Origin of the sequence: Aeromonas sp. FDAARGOS 1402, assembly GCF_019046925.1 — a bacterium.
GTDB classification, from domain to species: Bacteria; Pseudomonadota; Gammaproteobacteria; order Enterobacterales; family Aeromonadaceae; genus Aeromonas; species Aeromonas caviae.
The window spans coordinates 3,241,659-3,263,552 of record NZ_CP077201.1 but is presented as its reverse complement, the minus strand read 5'-3'; the positions used below and the strand labels follow the sequence as shown (position 1 = coordinate 3,263,552).

17 protein-coding genes are annotated in these 21,894 nt (G+C 63.9%); 4 read left to right on the top strand and 13 right to left on the bottom strand.

Features of this window, described 5'->3' with window-relative positions; genetic code table 11:
• Nucleotides 1–4: 4 nt before the first annotated feature.
• From amoA to I6L32_RS15550, 5 genes are read right to left on the bottom strand one after another with little or no spacing between them, the layout of a single operon-like run.
• On the bottom strand, nucleotides 5–754 hold the full coding sequence (gene amoA, locus I6L32_RS15570) for an amonabactin biosynthesis protein AmoA (RefSeq protein WP_069784844.1): 750 nt from the start codon (nucleotides 752–754) through the stop codon (nucleotides 5–7).
• A 20-nt stretch (nucleotides 755–774) separates the two neighbouring features.
• On the bottom strand, nucleotides 775–3,876 hold the full coding sequence (gene amoF, locus I6L32_RS15565) for an amonabactin biosynthesis non-ribosomal peptide synthetase AmoF (RefSeq protein WP_128313923.1): 3,102 nt from the start codon (nucleotides 3,874–3,876) through the stop codon (nucleotides 775–777).
• A complete protein-coding gene (gene amoB / locus I6L32_RS15560; RefSeq protein ID WP_069784842.1) occupies nucleotides 3,873–4,781 on the bottom strand; it encodes an amonabactin biosynthesis bifunctional protein AmoB in 909 nt (302 codons plus the stop codon). Before amoB ends, amoF begins: the two co-directional genes overlap by 4 nt.
• 17 nt (nucleotides 4,782–4,798) lie before the next feature.
• Entirely contained in the window at nucleotides 4,799–6,469 is a 1,671-nt protein-coding gene (locus I6L32_RS15555; protein ID WP_069784841.1) for a (2,3-dihydroxybenzoyl)adenylate synthase, read from the bottom strand.
• Nucleotides 6,466–7,653 carry an isochorismate synthase MenF gene (locus I6L32_RS15550; protein ID WP_069784840.1) on the bottom strand — a complete coding sequence of 396 codons (1,188 nt, stop codon included), beginning with the start codon at nucleotides 7,651–7,653 and terminating at the stop codon, nucleotides 6,466–6,468. Before I6L32_RS15550 ends, I6L32_RS15555 begins: the two co-directional genes overlap by 4 nt.
• Before the next feature lie 320 nt (nucleotides 7,654–7,973).
• Between I6L32_RS15550 and I6L32_RS15545 the strand changes: the two genes are divergently transcribed.
• Both I6L32_RS15545 and I6L32_RS15540 read left to right on the top strand, forming a co-directional pair.
• On the top strand, nucleotides 7,974–8,525 hold the full coding sequence (locus I6L32_RS15545; RefSeq protein ID WP_069784839.1) for a lipoprotein: 552 nt from the start codon (nucleotides 7,974–7,976) through the stop codon (nucleotides 8,523–8,525).
• A 146-nt stretch (nucleotides 8,526–8,671) separates the two neighbouring features.
• On the top strand, nucleotides 8,672–10,672 hold the full coding sequence (locus I6L32_RS15540) for a hypothetical protein (RefSeq protein WP_069784838.1): 2,001 nt from the start codon (nucleotides 8,672–8,674) through the stop codon (nucleotides 10,670–10,672).
• Nucleotides 10,673–10,730: 58 nt separating this feature from the next.
• On the opposite strand, the gene glgC is transcribed toward I6L32_RS15540, so the two are convergent.
• Nucleotides 10,731–12,005, bottom strand: a complete 1,275-nt coding sequence (glgC, locus tag I6L32_RS15535) for a glucose-1-phosphate adenylyltransferase (RefSeq protein WP_039038908.1) — start codon at nucleotides 12,003–12,005, stop codon at nucleotides 10,731–10,733.
• A gap of 188 nt (nucleotides 12,006–12,193) precedes the next feature.
• Here glgC and I6L32_RS15530 point away from each other — a divergent pair, with 188 nt between their 5' ends.
• On the top strand, nucleotides 12,194–13,831 hold the full coding sequence (locus I6L32_RS15530; RefSeq protein WP_216944130.1) for an EAL domain-containing protein: 1,638 nt from the start codon (nucleotides 12,194–12,196) through the stop codon (nucleotides 13,829–13,831).
• Here I6L32_RS15530 and I6L32_RS15525 read toward each other — a convergent pair.
• The 7 genes from I6L32_RS15525 to adk all read right to left on the bottom strand — a co-directional run bounded on the left by I6L32_RS15525 (nucleotide 13,794) and on the right by adk (nucleotide 20,388).
• On the bottom strand, nucleotides 13,794–14,288 hold the full coding sequence (locus tag I6L32_RS15525) for a hypothetical protein (RefSeq protein WP_010674428.1): 495 nt from the start codon (nucleotides 14,286–14,288) through the stop codon (nucleotides 13,794–13,796). The genes I6L32_RS15530 and I6L32_RS15525 overlap by 38 nt on opposite strands.
• Nucleotides 14,289–14,435: 147 nt before the next feature.
• Entirely contained in the window at nucleotides 14,436–14,798 is a 363-nt protein-coding gene (locus tag I6L32_RS15520; protein ID WP_010674427.1) for a DUF2750 domain-containing protein, read from the bottom strand.
• A gap of 123 nt (nucleotides 14,799–14,921) precedes the next feature.
• Entirely contained in the window at nucleotides 14,922–16,550 is a 1,629-nt protein-coding gene (locus I6L32_RS15515) for a methyl-accepting chemotaxis protein (protein ID WP_039038910.1), read from the bottom strand.
• Between the two features lie 162 nt (nucleotides 16,551–16,712).
• Nucleotides 16,713–18,017 carry an inosine/guanosine kinase gene (locus I6L32_RS15510; protein ID WP_069784835.1) on the bottom strand — a complete coding sequence of 435 codons (1,305 nt, stop codon included), beginning with the start codon at nucleotides 18,015–18,017 and terminating at the stop codon, nucleotides 16,713–16,715.
• Nucleotides 18,018–18,192: 175 nt separating this feature from the next.
• Complete coding sequence (locus I6L32_RS15505; RefSeq protein WP_104455791.1) at nucleotides 18,193–18,585, bottom strand: MAPEG family protein; 393 nt, start codon at nucleotides 18,583–18,585, stop codon at nucleotides 18,193–18,195.
• Nucleotides 18,586–18,649: 64 nt separating this feature from the next.
• Nucleotides 18,650–19,624 (bottom strand): ferrochelatase, encoded by a 975-nt coding sequence (gene hemH, locus I6L32_RS15500; RefSeq protein WP_042863721.1) that lies wholly within the window; start codon nucleotides 19,622–19,624, stop codon nucleotides 18,650–18,652.
• A gap of 119 nt (nucleotides 19,625–19,743) precedes the next feature.
• On the bottom strand, nucleotides 19,744–20,388 hold the full coding sequence (gene adk, locus I6L32_RS15495; protein ID WP_010674422.1) for an adenylate kinase: 645 nt from the start codon (nucleotides 20,386–20,388) through the stop codon (nucleotides 19,744–19,746).
• A 300-nt stretch (nucleotides 20,389–20,688) separates the two neighbouring features.
• Between adk and I6L32_RS15490 the strand changes: the two genes are divergently transcribed.
• A complete protein-coding gene (locus I6L32_RS15490) occupies nucleotides 20,689–21,891 on the top strand; it encodes an ISL3-like element ISAeme19 family transposase (protein ID WP_084865641.1) in 1,203 nt (400 codons plus the stop codon).
• Nucleotides 21,892–21,894: the final 3 nt, after the last annotated feature.

Below are 21,894 nucleotides of genomic sequence, written 5' to 3'. Positions count from 1 at the left end.
AGCCTCAGGCACTCAGGGTGGCGCCGCCGTCGACGACCAGATCCTGCAGCGTGATGTGGCTGGCCAGATCCGAGGCCAGGAAGAGGACGGTATGGGCGATCTCCGCCGGGGTGGCGACCTTGCGCAGGGGGATGCCGAGCTTGAACTGCTCCGGCAGCCCGGCAATGGTGCGGGCCATGGCCTCCTCGCTTGGTAGCATGCAGCGCAGCATGGGGGTATCCGTCGAGCCCGGCGACACCAGGTTGGCGCGCACGCCGAAGGGGGCCAGCTCCAGCCCCACCGTCTGGGTCAGGCTGGTGACCGCCGCCTTGGAGGCGCAATAGGCCGCCATCTGCATGCGCGGCACATGGGCCGCGTTGGAGCCGATGGTGACGATGGCGCCGCGCCGCTGCCCCTTGAAGTGGGGCACCAGGGCCCGCAGCAGATAGAAGACGCCGCTGGCGTTGACCGTCATGCAGTCGTGCCAGTCGTCATCGCTTAAGGTTTCGGTGGGGCCGAGACGCAGTACCCCGGCCCCGTTGACCAGCACATCGAGCCCGCCGTCCGCCAGCAGCGCTGCGCAGCAGGCGTTGACCGCCTTCGAGTCGCCGATATCGAGCAGCCGGGTGGCATAGGGGTAGTCGGCTTCGGGAAACGCCAGATCAAGCCCCACCACGATTGCGCCGGCCGCCACGAACTGCGTTGCCACCTCGCGACCGATGCCGCGCCCGGCCCCGGTCACCCAGACCCTCTTGCCAGTAAAATCAAAGGCCATTGCTTGTTGCTCCTTATCCATCACCACACCATCTCCACGCTCTCTTCGTCCTCGGCAAGCAGGCCGTCGAGGAAACGGCAGAAGTCATCGAGGCGCGGGTGATCGAACACGTCGGAGACCTTGACCTGCACCCCGAACTCGGCGCCGAGCCGGTTCACTATCTGGATGGTCTGCAGGGACTGCCCCCCCAGTTCGAAGAAGTTGTCCGTGGGTGCCATGGTGGCGAGCCCCAGGATCTGCTGCCAGATGGCGCCGACCCGGTTCTCGGTCTCGCTGCCCAGGGTCAGGGCTTCGCCGCCCGCCTGGTAGGCGACCAGCAGGGCCTTGCGATCCAGCTTGTTGGAGCCGGTGCGGGGCAACTGGTCATAGTGGCGATAGTCGGTGGGGATCATGGCGGCAGGCAGCACCCTGGCCAGCTGCGCCTTGATGACCCGGCTGTCGCGCTCCGGCCCCGCCACGAAGGCCACCAGCCGGCGCACGCTGCCGATGCTCACCCCCTGCACGCAGGCCTCATCCACCCCCGGCAGGGCCAGCAGCTGAGCCTCCACTTCGCCGGGCTGGATGCGATAGCCGCTTATCTTGAATTCGTTGTCGCGCCGACCGAGGTAGACCAGCCGACCGGCCACCAGGCGTACCCGATCGCCGGTGCGATAGACGGGCAGATCCTCCTCACCGATCCGCAGGGTATCGAAGCTCCCTTGCACGCCCCCCACATAGCCGTTGGCCAGCTGTGGGCCGAGCAGCACCAGATCCCCCTCGCTGGCGGGTTGCTCCCCTGCCCCCAGAATGAGCGCCTGCATGCCGGGCAGCGGCAGACCGATGGGCAACTGGGCCTGACTCGAGTCTTCCTGCTGCAGCTCCTGAGTGGTCACCACCACTGTGGTCTCGGTGGGGCCGTAGGTGTTGAACAGGCGCACATCGGAGCGCCCCTGGCGCTGCCACTGGGCCAGCTGCTCGGGGTAGACCGCCTCGCCGCCGATAATGACGGTGGTAAGCCCGGCAGGGATGTGGGCCTGACCCGCCGTCAGCGCCACCACCCACTCGTTCCAGAACGCGGTGGGCAGGTCGAGGTGGGTGATCCCCATCTGCTCCACTCCGGCTGCAAAGGCGGGCATGGATTCGAGCAGGGCATCGGTACGCAGTACCAGGGTGGCGCCGGCGCTCAAGGTGGCGAACACCTCCTCGATGCTGGCGTCGAAGTTGAAGGGGGCGAATTGCAACATCCGCGCCTCTTCATCCAGGTGATAACGGCAGCGGGCGGCGGCGGCGAAGTGGTCCAGCGCGCCGTGGCTGATCGCCACCCCTTTGGGCAGGCCGGTCGAACCCGAGGTGAACATCAGGTAGGCGACGGCGCGACCGGCGGCCGGCTGGTTCAAGCGGTTATCGCTCACCAGATCCCCCGCCAGCAGCGTGCGCCCCTCAAACAGGCTGGCCAGCTTGTGACGGTACTCGGCCTGGGTGATCAGAGTCTTGACCTCCCCCAGCCGCAGGATATGGCCCTGACGCTCCAGCGGCTGCTCGGGATCGAGGGGCACATAGACGGCGCCCGCCAGCAGCACAGCCAGTTGGGCGAAGATGGCCTGGGGGGTGCGGGCCAGCATGACCCCCACCTTGTCGCCGGGGACGACGCCTGCGGCTTGCAGGGCGGCCGCCATCTGTTCGCAGCGGGCCAGCAGCGCCTCGTAGCTGAAGCGGACCTCTCCCTGCGCCGTGCTCTGAATCAAGGCAATCTTGTCCGGGGTCTGGGCGGCGAAGTGGCAGAGCGCCTCCAGCACGGGACGCACGTTGATCACTTCATGGGCGGGGCCGGCGATCAGGGCGCTGGCCCGCTGCTCGGCCAGCCAGTCGGCCTTGAGCGCCCCCAGGGTCTGGGTGGGCTCGGCCAGCCAGCGGCCCAGCAGGGCAAACAGGGTATCGGCGATGGCAGCCAGATCCCCCTGCTGGTAGCAGCCGGGGTTGGCGTCCAGATCCAGTCTGGGCTGGCCATCGACGCCGACCTGCACCTCGATGGTGAGATCCTCCACCGGCCCGGCGCTGATGTTGAGAATATGGGCAGATAGCGGCCCGAAGCGGCGAGCGTGATCAAACGGCATGATGTTGACCAGCGGGCCGAACAGCCGCTTGTCGCCCCCCACCAGGCCAAGGTCGCGGCGCAACAGCTCGTAGCGGTAGTGCTGGTGCTTGCGCACCCCGCGCTTGGCTTTGGCCACGGCGCCGGCGGCCCCCGCCAGACTCAGCCCCTCTTCGAGCTCCAGAGCAAGGGGGGTGATGTTCATCTGCATGCAGGGTACGGTCAGCGACGCCGAGCCGATGCGGTTCATCATCATTAGGCCGAGCAGGGTCTTATCCTGGCCGCTCGACAGCGACAGCTGGACAGAGAGACCGGCCAGCAGCAGATCGGGCCAACCCAGCTTGTGCTCGTCGGCAAAGCCGGTCAGGGATTGCCAGAGCGCCGCCGGCAGCGGACGGCTCTCGCGGATAAATTCGGCGGCAATCGGTGCGCGGGTCTCGCCAAAGGACTTCACCTCGGGCCAGCCTTGCAGCTGCTCCTGCCAGAAGGCGCGGGCGGCGTCGTTCTTGCCGCTCTGCTCGCGGCTCGCCTCTTCTGCCAGCACTTCAGCCAACGAGCCGAAGGGAGATGGGGAGTTCATCTCACCGGCCAGCCCCTCTGCATACAGTTCGGCGATGCGCTGGAACAGCAAGGTGGTGCCAAAGCCGTCGAGGGCGATGTGGTGCACGCAGCTGTAGAGATAATCGCGGCCGGGGCCGCGCAGCAGGGCGAAACGGCAGGGTGCCTCTTGGGTCAGCTCGAACGGGCGGCGCAGATCGGCCCAGGCCCAGGCGCGGGCCAGCGTCTCGTCATCGTGCTCGAGGGAGATTTCTTCATAGGCCAGGGGCAGCTCATGCGAGACGAAGCAGACCGCCTCCTTATCGTCTTCGAAGTGGCCCTTGAGCGCCTCGCACTCCCCTACCGCCTTGGCAAGGGCCGCGGCCAGCACGGCCGCCTCGACCTTGCCGTCGAAGGCGATGCACTCGGCGGTGTTGAACATCGCCTTGTCGTCGTTGAGCAGATGTCCGGACCAGAGCCCCTGCTGAGGTATGGTCAAGGGGAAGCGATTCATGGGGTCACCTCCAGCGCCTGGGCTGCCAGCCTGGCCTCGATCAGGCGCCACCAGCCGTTGAGGGTCGGCAACTTGGCGAGATCCACGAAGCCGAGCTCCACCCCGGCGGCGCGCCACTCGGTGAGCAGAGCCATGATCCGCACAGAATCCAGACCGTAGTCGATGAGGTTCTCATCGGGGTCAAACTCATCTTCGTCCTCGTCGATATGACTCAGCAGCCGCGCCTTGAGCCCCTCATACGTCAGCAACGGATTGCTCTGGACGGCAGAAGCGGCAACCGGCGCAAGGGCCAGCACCTCCTCGCAGCGGATCACCTTGCCGCAGCGGGTTGCCACATAGTCGAGCGCCATCTGGTGGTCGGCCAGGGAGAAGTCCGCCACCCCGTCCGCCAGGAAGAAGGGCTGGATGTCGCGCATGAAGGCGTCGCAGGCGGTCATCATGCAGCCAATATGGCCGTAGATGCCGCCGATGATCAGCTGATCCCGCCCCAGCGCTTTGAGCATCTGCTCCAGCTCGGAGCGCTGGAAGGCGCTGTAACGCCACTTGACCAGCACAGTATCGTCCCGCTCTGGGCGCAGGGCTGCCACCACCTGCTGCTGCTCGGGCCGCTTGTTGAGACCCGGGCCCCACATGTCGTTGAGCAGGGCGCGATCTTCAGGGGATTGATCCTTGGGCTGGGCGGTGTAGAAGACCGGGATGCCGAGGGCCTTGCACTGCTTGCGCACGGCGGCCAGCTGCTCGGTGAGCGCCGCGATCAGCGGGCTGTTTTCGCCATAGAAGGCGGTGAAGTACTCCTGCATGTCGTGGATCAGCAGGGCGGCGCGTTTGGGCTCCAGGGTCCAGTCGACCTTGTTGGCCTTCCATTGGCTGGGCATGGCGTAATTGTTCAGGGTTGGGATAGCCATAACGTCATGATTCCTTACTAGTTTTTATGCTGTAGAGGCTGGTTGGCGGCGATGGCGTGCGCAATGCGCGCCCGCAGCCCCTGCTTGTCAATCTTGCCCACCGCCGTCATGGGCAGGGCGTCCAGAGTTTCGAAACGGTCGGGCAGCTTGAAGTCCGCCACCCCGCGCTCGCGCAGAAACTTGCGCAAGGCCAGCGGCTTCAAGGCGGGATCCGTGCTGACGATAAAGGCGCAGCTCTTCTCCCCCATGGCGCTGTCAGGCATGGAGACCAGGGCCGCATGGGTAATGGCCGGATGGTGCAGCAGCTGGTTTTCCACCTCTTCCGCCGCGATCTTCTCGCCGCCCCGGTTGATCTGATCCTTCTGCCGCCCCACCACGGTGAGGTAACCATCGGCATCCTGTACCACCAGATCGCCGGAGCAGTAGAAACCCTCGGCATCGAACACCCGGGCGTTGTGGGCCGGGCTCTGGTAGTAGCCGCGGAAGGTATAGGGGCCGCGGGTGTGCAGGGCGCCAGGCTCGCCGGAGGCAACCAGATTGCCCGCCTCATCGAGGATGCGCACCTCGTCGTCCGGGCTCATGGGGCGGCCCTGGGTGTGAATGACCTTCTCGTCGGGATCAGAGAGCCGGGTGTAGTTGACCAGCCCTTCCGCCATACCGAACACCTGCTGCAGCCGGCAGCCGAGCAGCGGCCCAATCTTGCTGGCCACCGCCTCCCCCAGCTTGGCGCCGCCCACTTGCAGCAAGTCGAGGCTCTCGAGCTGAGTGCGCGCTGTGGGATCCGCTTCCGCTGCCTGCAGCCAGAGCGAGACCGCCGGCGGCACCAGCGAGGTGAGATTGACCCGGTGGCGGGCGATCAGCGGGAAGCAGCTGATGGGGCTGGGATCGGGTGCGAGCACCACGGTGCCACCCACCTCGAACACCCCGAGGGCGCCCGGGGAGCTCAGGGGGAAGTTGTGGGGCGCCGGCAGGGCGCACAGATAGCGGGTATGGGGGCCGAGGCCGCAAATTTCGTTGCTGCGGCGCACGCTGTACAGGTAGTCATCGTGGGTGCGGGGGATGAGCTTGGGGGTGCCGGTGCTGCCACCGGAGAGCTGGAAGAAGGCCACCTCGTTCGCCGGGGTCGGGGCAAAGGAGACGGACGGGGAGTCCCCCTCATCCCCCTCGCCGAACCAACGGGTCAGCCCCAGCGCCCCTGTGTCGCCATCCAGCAGCACCAACTCGGCGCCGATGCTTGCCAGCAGCTCGCTCTCGCGCCCCTTGCTCGCAAACAGTGGATGGGTCAGCGAGCCGATAAAGAGGCTCGGTGTGATCTGCTCGGCATAAGAGAGGAGTTCCAGCCGGTTGTGGCTAAAGAGCGCGTTGACCGGCGCAATACCGGCCTTGAGCAGGGCGAAGAACACCAGATAGAACTCGGCCACATTGGGGAGCTGCACCAGTGCGGTGTCCCCCACCCCCAGGCCGTGGCGGGCCAGATTGGCGGCCAGCCGGCTCGAGGCGGCGTCCAGCTCACGATAACTGAAGCGCCGCTCGCCGCAGAGGATGGCCTCGGCGTCGGGGGCCAGCTCGCACTGACGCGCCAGCATGGCGGTCAGCGGCTCGCCGCGCCAATAGCCCTTGGCGCGGTACAGCTGGGCCAACTCTTCGGGCCAGCGGGTATAGGGCAGGAAGCGGTTGGTATCGCTCATTGCGCCACCTCCAAATCCAGGCCCAGTGCCTTGAGCATGGTGCCCAGCTTGGTGCCGGTCTCGGCCCACTCCATGGCGGGATCCGAGCCCGCGACGATACCGGCGCCAGCAAACAGCTCCACCTGATGGCCATCGAGCACGCCGCAGCGGATCACCACGGCCCACTCGCCGTTGCCCTGGCTGTCGCACCAACCGACGATGCCGCTGAACAGGGCGCGCCGGAAGGGCTCCTGCTCGCGGATGAACTGGCGGGCCAGATCAGTGGGATAGCCGCACAGGGCCGGGGTGGGATGCAGCTGGCAGGCAAGTGACAGTACCGATGCCTCGCCGCCATTGAGCCGCCCGGCGATGGGGGTGCCCAGATGCCAGAGGGTATCCGTGCTCATCAGCGAGGGGCTGGACGGTATCGCCAGCTCGCGGCAGTGAGGGGTCAGCACCCGGCGGATCTCGTCGATCACCAACTTGTGTTCATGCTGATCCTTGCGAGAAGCCAGCAGCTCCCTGGCCACCATTTCGTCTTGCGCCGGCTCGCTCACCCGTCTGGCGGAGCCCGCCAGCGGGTGGGTAAACACCTCTCCCCCGCGGACCCGCAGCAGCAACTCGGGGCTTGCGCCCAGCAGGCGGCGGCCCTGGCCGAGCGGCAGGGAGAAGTGGAAGGCGTGGGGATTCTGGGCCATCAGACGGCTCATCACCCGCTTCGGATCGGCGGGCTGATGCAGGGTAAGGGTGAGTTTGCGCGACAACACCACCTTGGATAGCCGGCCTTGTGCAAATGCATCCAGCGCCGCACTGACCGAGGCCTGAAATTCGCTGGCCGGCGGGGTGCTCTGCACCGAGATGACCCGGTTGGCCTCGACGGTCTGCTCCACTTCTGTCGCCGGTGTCGGCTCTGTCGGGGCCAGTTTCTCGCCCCGCTCATAGCGGCCGGGCACATAGAGGCAGGAGGCCTCCGCCGGGTCGAACGCAAAAGCACCGATGAGCAGAGGGTTGGTCTGGCCGGCAGCCCTGGCAGCATCGAGGGCCAGGGTTATCTGCTGTGCCAGCAGGGGCCACTCGCAGGCGGGGGTGGTGATGGGTTGCCCCAGGTCAGTGGCACTGATCGTGCCCTGACACGAGGTAAACAAGAAATCAGGCGACATCTTCGCCTCGGCAGGTGCGCCATTTTCCATTACTCGAGTCTTCACGTCATACCCTCAAAGAAGATTCAAAATGATAATGATTATCAATTTGACTTTGTGCGGCGGTAAAATACTCGCTTTGAAATCGCGGGGTCAATGGGATTTTGCATCGTTAAAACAGGAGCTTGTCTGTGGGCATGTCGGGGATGACGCCAGGACGGGCCTGCTGGCCGTGAAGGGAAACAGATACTCGAATGAAAACGGATTGCCATCCCCATATGGGGGATGCGACAGAAACCGGTCAGGGCGGCCCCACTGGCGGCCAACCCGCTTTGCCTCTAAGATGGCGCCACCTCTTGTGACAGCCCCGAAAATGGAACCCTCCCATGTTGAAACACCTGCTTCTGCTTCCCTTCGCCCTGCTGCTGGCGGCCTGCTCGCTGACCCAGTACAGCGTCAGCGAAGGGGAGATCAACCAGTACCTCAAGGAGCGAGTCGCCTTCGAGAAACAGCTGGGGATCCCCGGCATCATGTCGAGCAAGATCCGACTCGATGACATGCAAAGCCGCATCGGCCGCAGCCAGGCCGACAAGGTCGAGCTGGATGCCGCCGGCGAGCTGCAGGTGGCGAGCCCGCTGGGCAGCCAGCAGATGAAGATCCGCCTCTCCCTGCGGGCACGCCCGGACTATGTGGCCGAGCAGGGCGCCATCTATCTGCGCGATCTCGAGCTCATCTCTGTCAAGACAGAGCCGGCGGACGTGGGCACCGCCCTCTCCCCGCTCTTGCCCACCTTCAACCAGTCCCTCTCCCTGTTCCTCTCCCAGACCCCCGTCTACCGGCTCGACGGCAGCCGCCAGAACGAGGCGCGGATCAAGGAGAAGGTCGAAGCCCTCAAGGTGGAGCCGGGCCGACTGGTCATCCCCTTCAAACTGATGTGACACCTGCCGCCGCGCCTCTCCTCTTCACCCCACCGGGGCGCGGTTTTTTTCTTCTCAAGCCCCGCCCTTTGCCCCATAATGCACACCATTCTCATTTAGATTCATGAGAAGCGTCATAATAAAATCAACAATATGGTGAGAAGGACATGAGAAAAACCGTACTGGTGCAGGCGATCGCCTGCGCACTCCTCAGCAGCGCCGCACAGGCTGCCGTCAAGGTGGAGGACAAGACGTTCAACACCGCCGCCAACATGCTGGCCTACACCGAATTCGAGCTCTCCGGCGAGCCGCTGGCCGAAGCCCTCGGTCTGGATCTGGATGTGCTGGACGCCAACCGCGCCGACGAGCCGACCCCGTTCGACTTCGCCGCCGGGATCGAATCCTATGAATACTCCGAAGAGGCAATGTACGCCCTCAACTACCAGTCCGGCATGGGCCCCCATCTGGTCAACGGGCCGCAAAACCAGGCCCGTGGCGGCACCCTGGCCGACCTGGGCAAACGGGTACTGGCCATGGCCGAGGCCGTCGGCTTCCCCGCCGATGAAATTCCCCAGGGCATGTATCCCCTCTCCCTGCCCTACGCCTCCGCCAACCCGGAGTTCGCCCAGGCCGTGAACGCCACCCCGGTCAACGGTGACCAGATCACCATCAAGACCGCCAAGGGCAACGAGAAGAGCGTCAAGACCCAGGTCCCCGCCTACTTCCGCGACTACGCCACCCTGCGCTGGAGCGGCAGTGACAACCTGCTGGTCCCGGCCGCCGTAGGCGGCATCCTGCTCAAGGAAGTGATGTGGTCCCAGGACTTCCTGGGGGGCATGCACGTAGCCGAGACCGATGAAGAGGTGGAAGCCGCGTCCGCCACCATGGATCAGGACGGCAAGCACAAGCTGGGGGTTTCTGCCGCCGACGGCTTCAACGGCATGATGCTGACCGAGCAGTCCATCGACAAGCTCGCCATCCTGCAAGGTCAGCTCGGCTTTGACGGCAAGACCCTGGGCGCCAAGATCACCCCGCAGTACGATCCGGCCAAGGGGGTTGTCTACTTCCCTCATCAGGTGAAGGTGACCGAGACCAGCAAGAACGACGCCGGTGCCATCGGCAAGCTGGAGGTCGTGGACGGCTCCGCCCAGTTGCGCGACGCCTGGATGCTGCTGTGGCCCCTCTCCGAGTTCTACGCCTTCAGCGATCAGCGCACGGCCAACACCAATCAGAACCCGGCCTTCCACGCCGTGTTTGACGGTGCCCCGTTCGCCGCCGCTCCGGCTGCCAACCAGACCAACGATCTGGGCAAGGCGGTGGCGGGCAGCGATGCCTTCTCCCTGGCCCTGAACCTCTCCAACCTCACCTTCAAAAACCTGCTGGCCCTGCACTTCGAGCCCAAGGCTGGCACCCTGGTCGACAGCTGGCAGGCTGGCAAACAGGCCGGGCACGTCACCACCTTCGACGCCACCTACGCCCTGGTCGCCCTGCAGATCTTCCAGCGCGCCCAGGATGCGCTGCCGGTGGGTTACGCCGCCGGTGACAATGGCGAGCTGAACCTCAAGACCCCACAGGGTGAGCAGGCGATAGCACTGGTCCGCAAGCAGGCCGATTTCATCCTCGCCAACCTCAAGGGCAAGAACGGCCTGGTCCATGACGGTCTGACCCTGGGCGGCAAGCTTGACGCCGGTCAGTCCATCGACGCGCAGTTCGCCGCCATCCGTGGCCTGACTGCCGCCTTCCTGGCCACCTCGGATGCCAAGTACCGCACCGCGGCGCGCGAGCTCTTCATCGCCGCCGACAAGGCCTACTTCAATGCCAAGGCCGGTACCTGGCTCGCCGGCAAGCAGGGTGAATACACCCCCTGGACCCAGGCCGCCATCTCCGGCGCCCTGCGCTCTGCCATGCTGAACCTGCGCAACGAAGGGGCCGAGAAGGCACCCGAGCTGGAGCTGGCACAGCTGACCCAGCGCTACGTGAGCTGGTTCCGCGGCACCGTCAACGGCGGCATGCAGATGGCCGAATGGGTCGGCGACTCCGGCGAGAACGTCATCGAAGGGGCCGGTGGTGACACCGACGAAGATGGTGTCCCCCAAGTGACCGCCGCCGGTGGCAAGCATGGCACCGCCATGGTGATGGCCGGCAAGGCCCTGGTCAGCGAGAAATAAATCGACCACCAATAGAAAGGGAGCCCAGGGCTCCCTTTTTTTGTCTGTGTCGACGAGGTTAGCCGAGCTTGGCCAGCATCGGCTTGGTCACCAGCACGATGCCCTGCTCGGAGCGGTAGAAGCGGCGTGCATCCTCGTCCGCATTCTCCCCCACCACCAGGCCGTCTGGCAGCTTGCACCCCTTGTCCACCACCACCCGGCGCAAGCGGCAACCAGCCCCGATCTCGACCCCGGGGAAGATCACCGCCTGGTCCAGGGTACAGAAGGAGTGTACCCGCACGTTGGTGAACAGCACCGAGTTGAGCACGAAGGAGCCGCTCACGATGGAGCCCCCCGCGAACATGGAGTTGATGGTCATGCCGTGCTGGCCGTTTCTGTCCTGCACGAACTTGGCCGGGGGCGACATGTTCTGGCTGGTCCAGATGGGCCAGTTCTCGTCATAGATGTCGAGCTCGGGCACCACGGAGGCAAGGTCCATGTTCGCCTCCCAGAACGAATCCAGGGTCCCCACGTCGCGCCAGTAGGGTTTTTGCCCCTCCTTGGCCCCGACACAGGACATGTTGAACGGGTGGGCAAAGGCCTTGCCCTCCCCCACGATGCGCGGGATCACGTCCATGCCGAAGTCGTGCTTGGACTCCTGGTTGTGGATGTCCTCTTCCAGCAACTGGTAGAGGTACTCCGCCTCGAAGATGTAGATGCCCATGGAGGCCAGCGAGCGATCCTCACAGCCCGGCATGGCGGGCGGATTGGCCGGTTTCTCCACGAAGGCGCGGATCTTGCGTTGCTCGTCGATGTCCATCACGCCGAAGGCCGATGCCTCGCAGCGCGGTACCTCGATACAGGCCACCGTCACTTTGGCACCGAGGCGCACGTGATCCAGCAGCATGGCGGCGTAGTCCATCTTGTAGATGTGATCCCCTGCCAGCACCACGATGTACTTGGGACCGTAGTCACGGATGATGTCGACGTTCTGGTAGATGGCGTCTGCGGTGCCGCGATACCAGTGCACCTCGTCCACCCGCTGCTGGGCGGGCAGCAGGTCGATGAACTCGTTCATCTGGTAGCGCAGGAAAGACCAGCCCGATTGCAGGTGGCGCAACAGGCTGTGGGACTTGTACTGGGTCACCACACCCACCCGGCGGATGCCGGAGTTGATGCAGTTGGAGAGCACGAAGTCGATGATACGGAATTTGCCGCCAAAGTGGACGGCGGGCTTGGCGCGGTTATCGGTCAACTGCTTCAGGCGGCTGCCCCGTCCCCCTGCGAGCACCAAGGCCATACTCTGATTCAATAGTTGCCGTGCTTTGGCGGTGTCTACGGGTTCTAGCAACATATCTACCTCTGCTCTGTTGGGGCTGTTTTCAACCCATCTTCGCTTTTTTTACAGACCATGAAAGTGTTTTCACTCACATTTAGTTGCATTCCGCCGGCGCTTTATCGTGGAGTTGCGTGAGTACTCATGTTTTGCGCCAGCGACTTGGTTAGAATTTCTACATCATGAACATCATCAAGGATGAAACGATGTTGAATAAACATGAGGGAAACCTGCTGCTGGTCAGCGCACTGGTCTGCATTCCCATGCTGCTGTTGCAGGGAGTGCTGCTCGCCTCCCCCGCCTCACCGCTCACCCTGCTGCTGGTCCTGATGACCACCCTGACGGGATTCGCCCTGCTGCTCTTTCTCACCCACAGCGTGCGCCGTGGGGAAAAGGCGAGGCAGGAGCAACGCTGGCTGCTGGCGCTGCAGCAGCGGGATCCCGCCATGCTCGACAGCGTACAGGCACAAACGGCTCTGCGCCAGCTCCTTGCGTCCTTCAATGAGGCCGAGATCGATGCCCACCGCCAGATCACCGAATTGCACAATCAGGCGACCCGGGACGAGATGACGGGCCTTGGCAACCGCCACGCCTTCCGGCGCGATCTGACCGAGCTGCTGCAACAGGAAAATACCCAGACCGCCATCCTGGTGCTTATCCGCGCCACCGAGCTCGGGACCCTCAACGCCCAGCGCGGCTTCCAGTCCGGGGATGCCTACATCCGGGACATCGCCGCCCTCATCAGCCACACCGTCAGCCGCTTCCCGGGCCACCGGGTCTATCGCATCTCGGGGGCCGATTTTGCCGTCCTGCTGCCTCCCCTGGCCCAGATCCCGCCCCATCTGCTGGGACGGGATCTGAAGCTCGCCTTCGATCGCTATCAGCACGATCACGAGCTCGAGAGCGCCGCCTACTCGGGCATGACCCGCCTGAGCAGCGAGCAGAAGATAGAGGCCATTCTGGCCCGGGCGGATCTCGCGCTGGCCCGTGCCCAGACAGAGGTGGTCAATGGCTGGGCCATCCAGCAGAACGACGAGGTGGTCGAGGTGCAGGGTCAGCGTCACTGGACCCAGGTGCTGACCGAGCTGCTGGAACAGGAGAGCATCAGCTTCACCTGCCAGCCCATCCAGCCCCTGCATCGCGGCATGCTCGCCTATCACGAGATCTATCCCCGTTTCAGCAGCAGCGACGGCACCGTGCTGCCAAGCGATACCCTGCTCGCCATGGCGCAGCGGCTGGACATGGTACTGCGCCTGACCCAGATGGTGATCCGCCACGTCATCCGCCAATACCGCGCCTTCGGAGGCCACAACAGCCGATGGGGTCTCAATCTGCCGGGCTCCCTGCTGCAAAACAGCGCCTTTCTCATCTGGCTGGATCACCAGTTGCAAAAAGACCCCGACATCGGGGCCAACCTGGTGTTCGAGCTCGACGAGGAGCACCTGGAGCGCAACCTGACCGGGTCCAGGCGGCTGTTCGAGCTGCTCAGGCGCCACGGCAGCCGCTCGGCCATCTGCAACTTCGGCAAGGGGATCGGCTCCTTCAGCCTGTTTCGCGAGCTCAAACCCGACTACATCAAGCTGGATCCCGGTCTCATCACCGAGCTGGAGCAGGATCTCACCAATCAGCAGTTCGTGCGGATGATCGTCGACGTCTCCCATCGCATGGGCTGCCTGGTGATCGCAGAAGGGGTGGAACAGATAGGCCAGAAGCAGATGCTGCAGAGCATGTATGTGGACGGCTTGCAGGGCTACCTCATCGCCCGGCCCCAGGAGCTGGGACCGGAGATCGGTCAGATGGGGATCTTCACGGAGACGGTTTCAGCTTCAACAGGGTCAGAATGATGTCGTTGAGCTGGCGATAGCGCTCCAGCTCCTTCTGATCGTAACGGGTCGCCAGCATGGTCGGGTTGTGGCGATGCTTGAGGTAGCGGTTGATCTGCAGGCGGTTGAACCCGGCCACCTTGTAGATCTGGCCGAGCAGGGCATTGAGCTCGTCGTCCGCCAGCCCGGCCCGGGTCAGGTAATCGGGTTGGGACGGGCTCTCCTGGCGGGCCGTGACCTTCTCCAGCTGGCCACGCTCCTGCAAATAGGTGAGCCACTGCTCCACGTAGAGCGGCTTGCAGCCCCCCAGCAGATTGAAGTACCCCACGGCATCGCAGCGGCACCCGCTCAGCAGCACCAGGGCCAGCTCGTCGCTGTCACACTGAAAGCTCACCGGGCCGCTCTGGCTCCAGTCCAGCGCCTGCACCTGGATCCTCCCCTGCGCCCCCGCCTTCGTGGTCACGTCAAAGACAAACATGGCACCTCCCGATCGGCAAAGGGTTGATGATGACCCATCCCCGGGACGGGTGCAAAGGCAAATCGCCTTTTCATGGCCCATGGCGGCCATAAAAAAACCGGCCCCCCGAAGGGGGCCGGTTCATCACAATCCGGCAGCACGGCTGACTCAGGCGTCCAGTTCCACCAGCGCCTTGGCCAGCTCGATGGGCTCGAGCTCCTGACCTTCCAGATCGGCGTTCCAGTTCGGGCCGACCAGCACGTCGTCCTCGTCCAGATCGTTGATCCAGATGTCCAGGAACTCTTCGAGCTCGATCACTTCCGGCTCGTAATCCGCCCACTCGTCCACGCAGTGCAGGCGGGCATCCCCTTCGGCGGACCAGAGCGGCATCACGTCCGCATCTTCGAACTCGGCGGAGCGGCACACCACCCAGTCTTCACCGTAGCGCAGACCCCACACCTGACCCGACTCGCGGACTTCTTCGATGAACAGCTGGAAATTGGCGTCAAGATTGTCAGTTAGTTTGCTCATGGGGTCTCTCTCTTGCAAAGCAATGGCAGGCTGTCGGCCAGGGCTGGCCGAGAATGGGGCAGATGGTGTCCCAAAAGCCCCCCAGACTCAAGCCTTATCCCGAAAAAGCGGGGAGAAAGGCCGTCAGATGCGATATTTCGCCACCAGGGCCCCCAGCTCGTCGCAGGCCAGCGCCAGTTGCCCGGATGCCTGCTCGGTCAGCCGGTTCTGGGCCAGGGCATCCGCCGCCAGCTGGGTGATGGCCACCAGCCGCTGGTTGATCTCCTCCGCCGCCCGGCTCTGCTCCGCCGCCGCCGTGGCAATCTGCCCATTCATGGCAGTAATGGTGTGGACGGATCCATCGATGGCATTGATGGCGACATCCGCATCGCCGGCCCTGTCCGCCGTCGCGCGGGAGAGCTGCTGCAACTGGCTGATGCCGCTGACCACCTTGCCGGCCCCCTCCTGCAGCCGCTGGATCATCTGCCGGATCTCGTCGGTGGAGCTGTGGGTGCGGGTCGCCAGGGTACGCACCTCGTCGGCGACCACCGCAAAGCCGCGCCCCTGCTCCCCGGCCCGTGCCGCTTCAATGGCGGCGTTGAGGGCCAGCAGGTTGGTCTGCTCCGCCACCCCGCGAATGACGTCGAGCACGGAGCCAATCTGCTGAGTCTCCTGCTCGAGGCGGCTCACCGCCTGTACCGTCTCCACCATCTCGTCCGCCAGCTGGCTGATGGACTCCCGGGTCTGGACCACCACCTCGCGGCCATGCTGGGCCAGATTGAGGGCCGAATCCGCCGCGTCGGCGGCCTGGGCCGCGTGCTGGCCCACTTCACGGCTGCTCACCGTCATCTGCTCCATGGCGCTGGCCACCCGCAGGGTATCCTGCTCCTGGCCGGTGACGATGGCGCCGGTACGCTCCACCACCTCGGCCAGCTGGTGGGCATGCACCCGGTTCTGATCCGCTATCTGCTGGCTGCGGGCCACCAGCTGCGCCATCTGGCTGGCGAAGAGGTTGAAGTTGATGCTGAGCTGGCTCAGCTCGTCACGCCCCGACTCCGGCAGACGTACCCGCAGATCCCCCTCCCCCCTGGCGATGTTGCCAAGGGCCGAGACCGAGCGGGAGAGGGGCACGACGATGCTGCGCACAATGAGGCCGACCACGGCAAACAGCAGGAGGGCCAGCACCAGCCCGATCCCCAGCAGGGTGTGCAGCACCTCCCGGTACTGGGCCTCGACGTCGTCCACATAGACGCCGGTGCCGATGATCCAGTCCCAGGGGGCGAAGCGCTTGATGTAGGAGATCTTGCGTACCGGTTCGTCCACCCCCGGCTTGGGCCAGTAGTAGGCCACCTCCCCCGCGCCCTGGGCCCGGGCCAGATCGGCGAAGGCGACGAACAGCCTGAGCCCCTGCTTGTCCTCCACCCCGGAGAGATCCTTGCCGTCCAGCTCGGGTTTCATGGGGTGCATCACCATGGTGGGGTGGCTGTCGTTGATCCAGAAGTAGTCATCGTTGCCGTAACGCAACCCCTTGATCAGCGCCAGCGCCTCGGCCTTGGCGCTCGCCTCGTCCAGCTCCCCCTTGCGCACCCTGGCTTCCAGCCCCGCCACCAGGCTGTAGGCGGTCTCCACCTGGGCCTGGGTCTGGCGGCTCTTCTCCCCCATCAACCCCTGCTGATAGATCTGCAGGCAGAAGAACAGCAGCAGTCCCAGCAGCGCCAGCACCATCAGGGTCACCAGCGACAGACGCCGACCGATACTCCATTGTCTCAACATACCCTCGCCCCGCAGCAGCTACATATCCTTAACACAAGGTATGCCGCCGCGACGCGGGCTGTCCACGATGTCAGCAAAAGCGATGCCAAAAACATGATCCAGCCCCAAAAACAAGAAAGGGTGCCCAGTGGCACCCTTTCTCGTGGTCGACAGGAAGAGGTATCACCGCTCCCAGTACACCTCTTCCAGGCTGTCTTCCTTCTCCGGCAACCCGCGGGAAAGGCGCGGGCTGCTCTGGGCCAGCACCTCGTAGCTCACCCGGTTGGCGTACTTGCACACCTGGGCCAGAGAGGAGTAGGTCAGGAATTCCGAGAGATGCTTGGCGGAGTTCGGCACGTTCATGCGGTGGTAGGCGTTCGCCACCATGTCGTGCAGCACGGCGGACAGCGCACCGTCCCCTGCCCCATTGGTGTTCTTGATCTTCTCCGGCCCGCCCATGTAGGGGGAGATGTGGGAGTAGATACGCGCAGGCTTGCGGCACTTGTCCCGGGCCATGGGGCGGCTGAACTCGTACATGTTGAACTCGGGGATGACGCCGGGCAGCAGGGTGTGGGTGGTCTCGCGCTTGTAGTCCTCGTCGGTGTAGCTCGCCATGTAGAGGCCGATGGGGCCGGCGGTGCAGAGCACCATGTCCGCCCAGTCCAGCGCCTTGTCGGCCGCGCCGAGGGGATCCTTTATCCCGGTCAGGGCCTCCGCCTCGTCCTCGTTCATGGCGAGCACGGTCACGTTCTCGCTGATGAAATCGCGCCACCACTGGGGATTCTCGTCGATGACGAAGCGGGTGCCCAGGGTCAGCACCACGGGCACCCCGGCCTCGCGGGCATAGCGCACCGCGGCCATGGCGGCCTCCTTCATGGGCGTGCCGTCGGCGCCGCGCACCAGATAGGCGGTGATCACCAGGGCCGAGGCCTCCTTGATGATGGTCTCGGGGATGTGCTCCACATCCAGGTGATCCATCTTGCCGGCGTTGATGCCAAAGCTGCGCTCTCCCCCTTCGGTGATGAAGGTGAAGCAGCGCCCGACCGGGCCGTCCACCGGCTGCAGGTAGTCGAGGTTGACCCGGGAGGAGGTGTTGCACAGATAGCGGTAGGCATAGCTGCCGATGCGGATGTCCTGGCTCATGACGCCAAGCAGGATGGAGTGGGAGTCCGCCAGCACGGAGTAGTTGTGCATGGTGTTGCCGATGGTGCCGCCGGCAAATTCGCTCACCACCATGTTGTTGGCCTTGAGCTCGTCGTAGACCAGCTCCGCCACCTCGTCGGAGATGAGCATGGAGTGGCCCTTGCTCAGGCCGTACCGGTTCAGGAAGTCTTCGTCCACATGGGCTTCGATATCCACCAGAGTCTGATCGATGCCCACTACATAGGCCTTGCCCAGTTCGGTGAGCTGGGAATTCTGCGGGATCAGGGGATCACGTCTGTCGACCGGGAAGTAGTGTTTGGACTTGCGCTGACCGGGAAATTTCATGGCAATCTTCTGTGCTCTGGGGAAAAGAGGGGCGGGATTTTAACACAATCCACCACGCCGAAAAGTCGCACGATTGAATTTTGAGGTCAGTATAGACAAGGGCTTGTGAGGAAAACGTTTGACTTGGCTGCCACAAAAAACCACCCCGTGGCGGGGTGGTTTTGCGGGATGACATTCAGCTTGCCGAGAGCCCCTGCACCAGGGCCAGCACCGAGAACATTCCCAGCGACAGCCAGAAGAAGAGGGTGCCGAAGAGGCGCGGCATGTTGGGAGCCCTGGGGATCTGGATGCCGATGGCATGCAGGATGCGACCCACCAGCAGCAGCACACCGCCCAGGTGCAGCCAGAGCGCCCCGACCCCCGCCAGTTCGCACAGGGCCATCAGCAGCAGGGTGAGGGGCACGTACTCGGCAAAGTTGCCGTGGGCGCGGATCGCGGCCAGCATCTCGGGGGCTTCCCCCTCCCCTATCATCACCCTGAACTGGGCGCGGCGCTTGACCACCCAGAAGGAGAGCAGCAGGAACAAGAGCCCGAGCAGGCCGGCGTAAATCAGCGTGATATGCATCATCAGGACACTCCTTTATCGTTGAATCCGAACGTCCGCCACGTCGGGCACCGGATGAGAACGGCCATCATGCCAGCTCGCGACAGATGAGGGAAACCATCATGCGGATATGGGCCTGATCGCTGTTGAGGGCCGGGATGTATTCAAACTGCTCGCCACCGGCGGCCATGAAGATCTCCCGGTTCTGTACCTGGATCTCCTCCAGGGTCTCGAGGCAATCCGCCGAGAAGGCCGGGCAGATGACATCGAGCCGCTTGACGCCGCGAGAGGGCAATTCGGCCACGGTCAGGTCCGTGTAGGGCTTGAGCCACTCCTCCTTGCCAAAGCGGGACTGGAAGCTCGCGGTCCACTGCTCCGGGGCCAGCCCCAGCGCCTCCGCCAGCAGGGCGGCGGTGCGTCTGCACTGATGACCATAAGGATCCCCTTCCCGCTCGTAGCGCTCGGGAATGCCGTGGAAGGACATCAGCAGATGCTCCCCCTGGCCGTGCTGCTCCCAGTGGCGACGCACGCTCATGGCCAGCGCCTGGATGTACTCCGGGTGGGCATGGTAATCGCGGATGAGCCGCACCACCGGCAGATTGCGCTCGGTTTTCATCGCCCTGGCCCAGGCGTCGAACACCGAGGCGGTGGTACTGACCGAATACTGGGGATAGAGCGGCAGCAGGATCACCCGGTTGACCCCCTGGGCCTTGAGGGCCTGCCAGCCATCGGCCAGCGACGGGGCGCCATAGGTCATGGCGAGCGCCACCGGCACCTCGACCCCTTCCCGCTTGAGCTCGTGCTCCAGGGCCGCGCGCTGCTGCTGGCTGATGACCATCAGGGGGGAGCCCTGCTCGGTCCACACCTGCTGATAGAGCTTGGCCACCTTGGGGGAGCGGGTCGGCAGGATGATGAAGTGAAGCAAGGGGCACCAGAGGTAGCGCGGCAGGTCGACGACCCGCTGATCGTGCAGAAACTGGCTGAGAAACGCCTTGACCGCCGCCGTGGTCGGCGCGGCCGGGGTACCCAGATTGACCAGCAAGATCCCGGTTTTCGTGGTCACGTTAGCATCCTGTCGTTCTGTGTCGTGGGAATGGAATGCAAGAAAGGGCCCGGTATGGACCCTTTTCTCACCCTCGTCGCCAGCCGGCGAACGGCTGCGTCCTGCCGGCCCTGAATGGCTTAACCGAGAATGGCGGCCAGTTGCTGGCTGACCAGATCCACCGGCTGGGTGCCGTCGATCTTGACGTAACGGGTGTTGCCCGCTTCCGCTTCCTTGCCGTAGAAACCGATGAGCGGCGCGGTTTGCTGATGGTACACATCCAGACGCTTGCGCACTGTGGTCTCTTCGTCGTCGGCACGGATCACCAGATCCTCGCCGGTCACGTCATCCTTGCCTTCCACTTTCGGCGGGTTGAACACCACGTGGTAGGTACGGCCGGAGCCGGAGTGCACGCGGCGGCCGCTCATGCGCTTGACGATCTCTTCGTCCGGCACGTCGAACTCCAGCACGAAGTCCACGGTCACACCGGCATCCTTCATGGCTTGCGCCTGGGGAATGGTGCGGGGGAAGCCGTCCAGCAGGAAGCCGTTGGCGCAATCCGGTTGCGCGATGCGTTCTTTGACCAGGCCGATGATGATGTCGTCGGAGACGAGCTGACCTGCGTCCATCACGGCTTTGGCCTTGAGGCCCAGCTCGGTACCCGCCTTGATCGCCGCACGCAGCATGTCGCCGGTGGAGATCTGCGGAATACCGTGTTTTTCCATGATGAACTGAGCCTGGGTACCCTTGCCGGCGCCCGGAGCTCCCAACAGAACAATGCGCATACACGCTCCTAGTTGATTGGTTATTCAATTCTTGAGAAGGCAAAAAACTACACGTTTTCGCCCGTATTAACAAGCTCGCCCCGTGTGAGTGGCCAGATTATCACCACACTCCCGCCCCGTCTCTGCGACCAAAGACGCAGACGACGACCACGAAAAATGATTGAAAATGCAGCAGCGCACCAGAGGGGAACGGCCAAAAAAAGGTTCTTCGCGGGATCTTGGGGAAGTGGAAGTTGACAGACAGGGTGCTGGTAAACTGGCTGTCTCCAAACACACCACCACCATCACCCTGCTGTCGCCGTGCATCATATTGATATTGCCTCCTTCTGGCCAGGTTATACCGTCATCGCCCAAGCGCTTTCTGCCAACCATCACACCCTGTTTACCCTTGAGCCTCGCGCCGACCTGTTGCCCCGTTGTCGCCGATGCCTGCAACCCACGCCATTGATCCACGACCAACGTATCCGCCGGGTGCGTGAGCGAGACCTATTTGACCGACAAGTCTGGTTACAACTGCCTGTTCGCCGCGTCGACTGTCTGCGCTGTGGTCGCGTCAGTGAACATATCGACTGGCTCCCCTCTGGCTCCCGCCTCACCCGGCGCATGCAGTGCTGGATTGAAGCGCTCGTTCAGTACCTCCCCATCCGCCATGTCAGCCAGCTCACCGGGGTCGGTTGGCACACCATCAAGGAGATCGACAAGCGCCGTTTGCAGACCAGTGTGGGCACCATCGAACTTGGGGAGGTGCGGCGGCTGGTGATGGATGAGTTTGCCCTGCACAAGGGACACCGCTATGCCACCGTGATCATGGATGCCGAGCGAACCCGCGTCCTGTGGGTGGGGCACGGCAACAGCCGGGCCGCTATCCGTCCCTTCTTCGAGCAGCTCGGCGAGCGATGCCAGCAGATTGAGGCGGTGGCGATGGACATGAACACGGCGTTCGACCTGGAGGTGAAGCAACACTGCCCGCAGGCGGAGGTGGTCTACGACCTGTTCCACGTGGTGGCTCGCTATGGCCGAGAGGTGGTGGACCGGGTGCGAGTGGAGCAGGCGAATGCACTGAAAAGCGATAAACCGGCGCGAAAAGTGGTCAAAAGTGCGCGTTGGTTGCTGCTACGTAATCGGGCGAAGCTGAGTGAAAAACAGGATGTGAAGTTGCAGGAGCTGTTGGCGGCGAATCAACCGCTGGCGATGGTGTACGTGCTGAAAGAGGCGTTGAAGGGCATCTGGTATGCGCCGAGCGTGTGGGAAGGATGGCGACGATGGCGGAGCTGGATGCGGCAGGTGAAGGAAAGCGGGCTAGCGCCGCTGCAACGATTTGGTCGAAATTTATCGAAATATATGCGGGGGATCCTGGCGAGTGCAAACTACCCGATGCACACGAGTGTGCTGGAAGGGGTGAACAACAAGATCAAAGTGATAAAGCGTATGGCATATGGATTTAGGGACTCAGAATACTTTTTTCTGAAAATCAAGGCGGCCTTCCCCGGAAAGCCGCGATGAACC

Excerpts from the sequence above, each read along its gene's own strand:
- adk (WP_010674422.1), bottom strand. The coding sequence starts at position 20,388 with ATGCGCATTGTTCTGTTGGGAGCTCCGGGCGCCGGCAAGGGTACCCAG.
- I6L32_RS15540 (WP_069784838.1), top strand. The coding sequence starts at position 8,672 with ATGAGAAAAACCGTACTGGTGCAGGCGATCGCCTGCGCACTCCTCAGC.
- I6L32_RS15555 (WP_069784841.1), bottom strand. The coding sequence starts at position 6,469 with ATGAGCGATACCAACCGCTTCCTGCCCTATACCCGCTGGCCCGAAGAG.
- I6L32_RS15515 (WP_039038910.1), bottom strand. The coding sequence starts at position 16,550 with ATGTTGAGACAATGGAGTATCGGTCGGCGTCTGTCGCTGGTGACCCTG.
- I6L32_RS15530 (WP_216944130.1), top strand. The coding sequence starts at position 12,194 with ATGTTGAATAAACATGAGGGAAACCTGCTGCTGGTCAGCGCACTGGTC.
- I6L32_RS15545 (WP_069784839.1), top strand. The coding sequence starts at position 7,974 with ATGTTGAAACACCTGCTTCTGCTTCCCTTCGCCCTGCTGCTGGCGGCC.
- amoF (WP_128313923.1), bottom strand. The coding sequence starts at position 3,876 with ATGAATCGCTTCCCCTTGACCATACCTCAGCAGGGGCTCTGGTCCGGA.
- glgC (WP_039038908.1), bottom strand. The coding sequence starts at position 12,005 with ATGTTGCTAGAACCCGTAGACACCGCCAAAGCACGGCAACTATTGAAT.
- I6L32_RS15520 (WP_010674427.1), bottom strand. The coding sequence starts at position 14,798 with ATGAGCAAACTAACTGACAATCTTGACGCCAATTTCCAGCTGTTCATC.
- I6L32_RS15525 (WP_010674428.1), bottom strand. The coding sequence starts at position 14,288 with ATGTTTGTCTTTGACGTGACCACGAAGGCGGGGGCGCAGGGGAGGATC.
- amoB (WP_069784842.1), bottom strand. The coding sequence starts at position 4,781 with ATGGCTATCCCAACCCTGAACAATTACGCCATGCCCAGCCAATGGAAG.
- amoA (WP_069784844.1), bottom strand. The coding sequence starts at position 754 with ATGGCCTTTGATTTTACTGGCAAGAGGGTCTGGGTGACCGGGGCCGGG.
- I6L32_RS15510 (WP_069784835.1), bottom strand. The coding sequence starts at position 18,017 with ATGAAATTTCCCGGTCAGCGCAAGTCCAAACACTACTTCCCGGTCGAC.
- I6L32_RS15505 (WP_104455791.1), bottom strand. The coding sequence starts at position 18,585 with ATGATGCATATCACGCTGATTTACGCCGGCCTGCTCGGGCTCTTGTTC.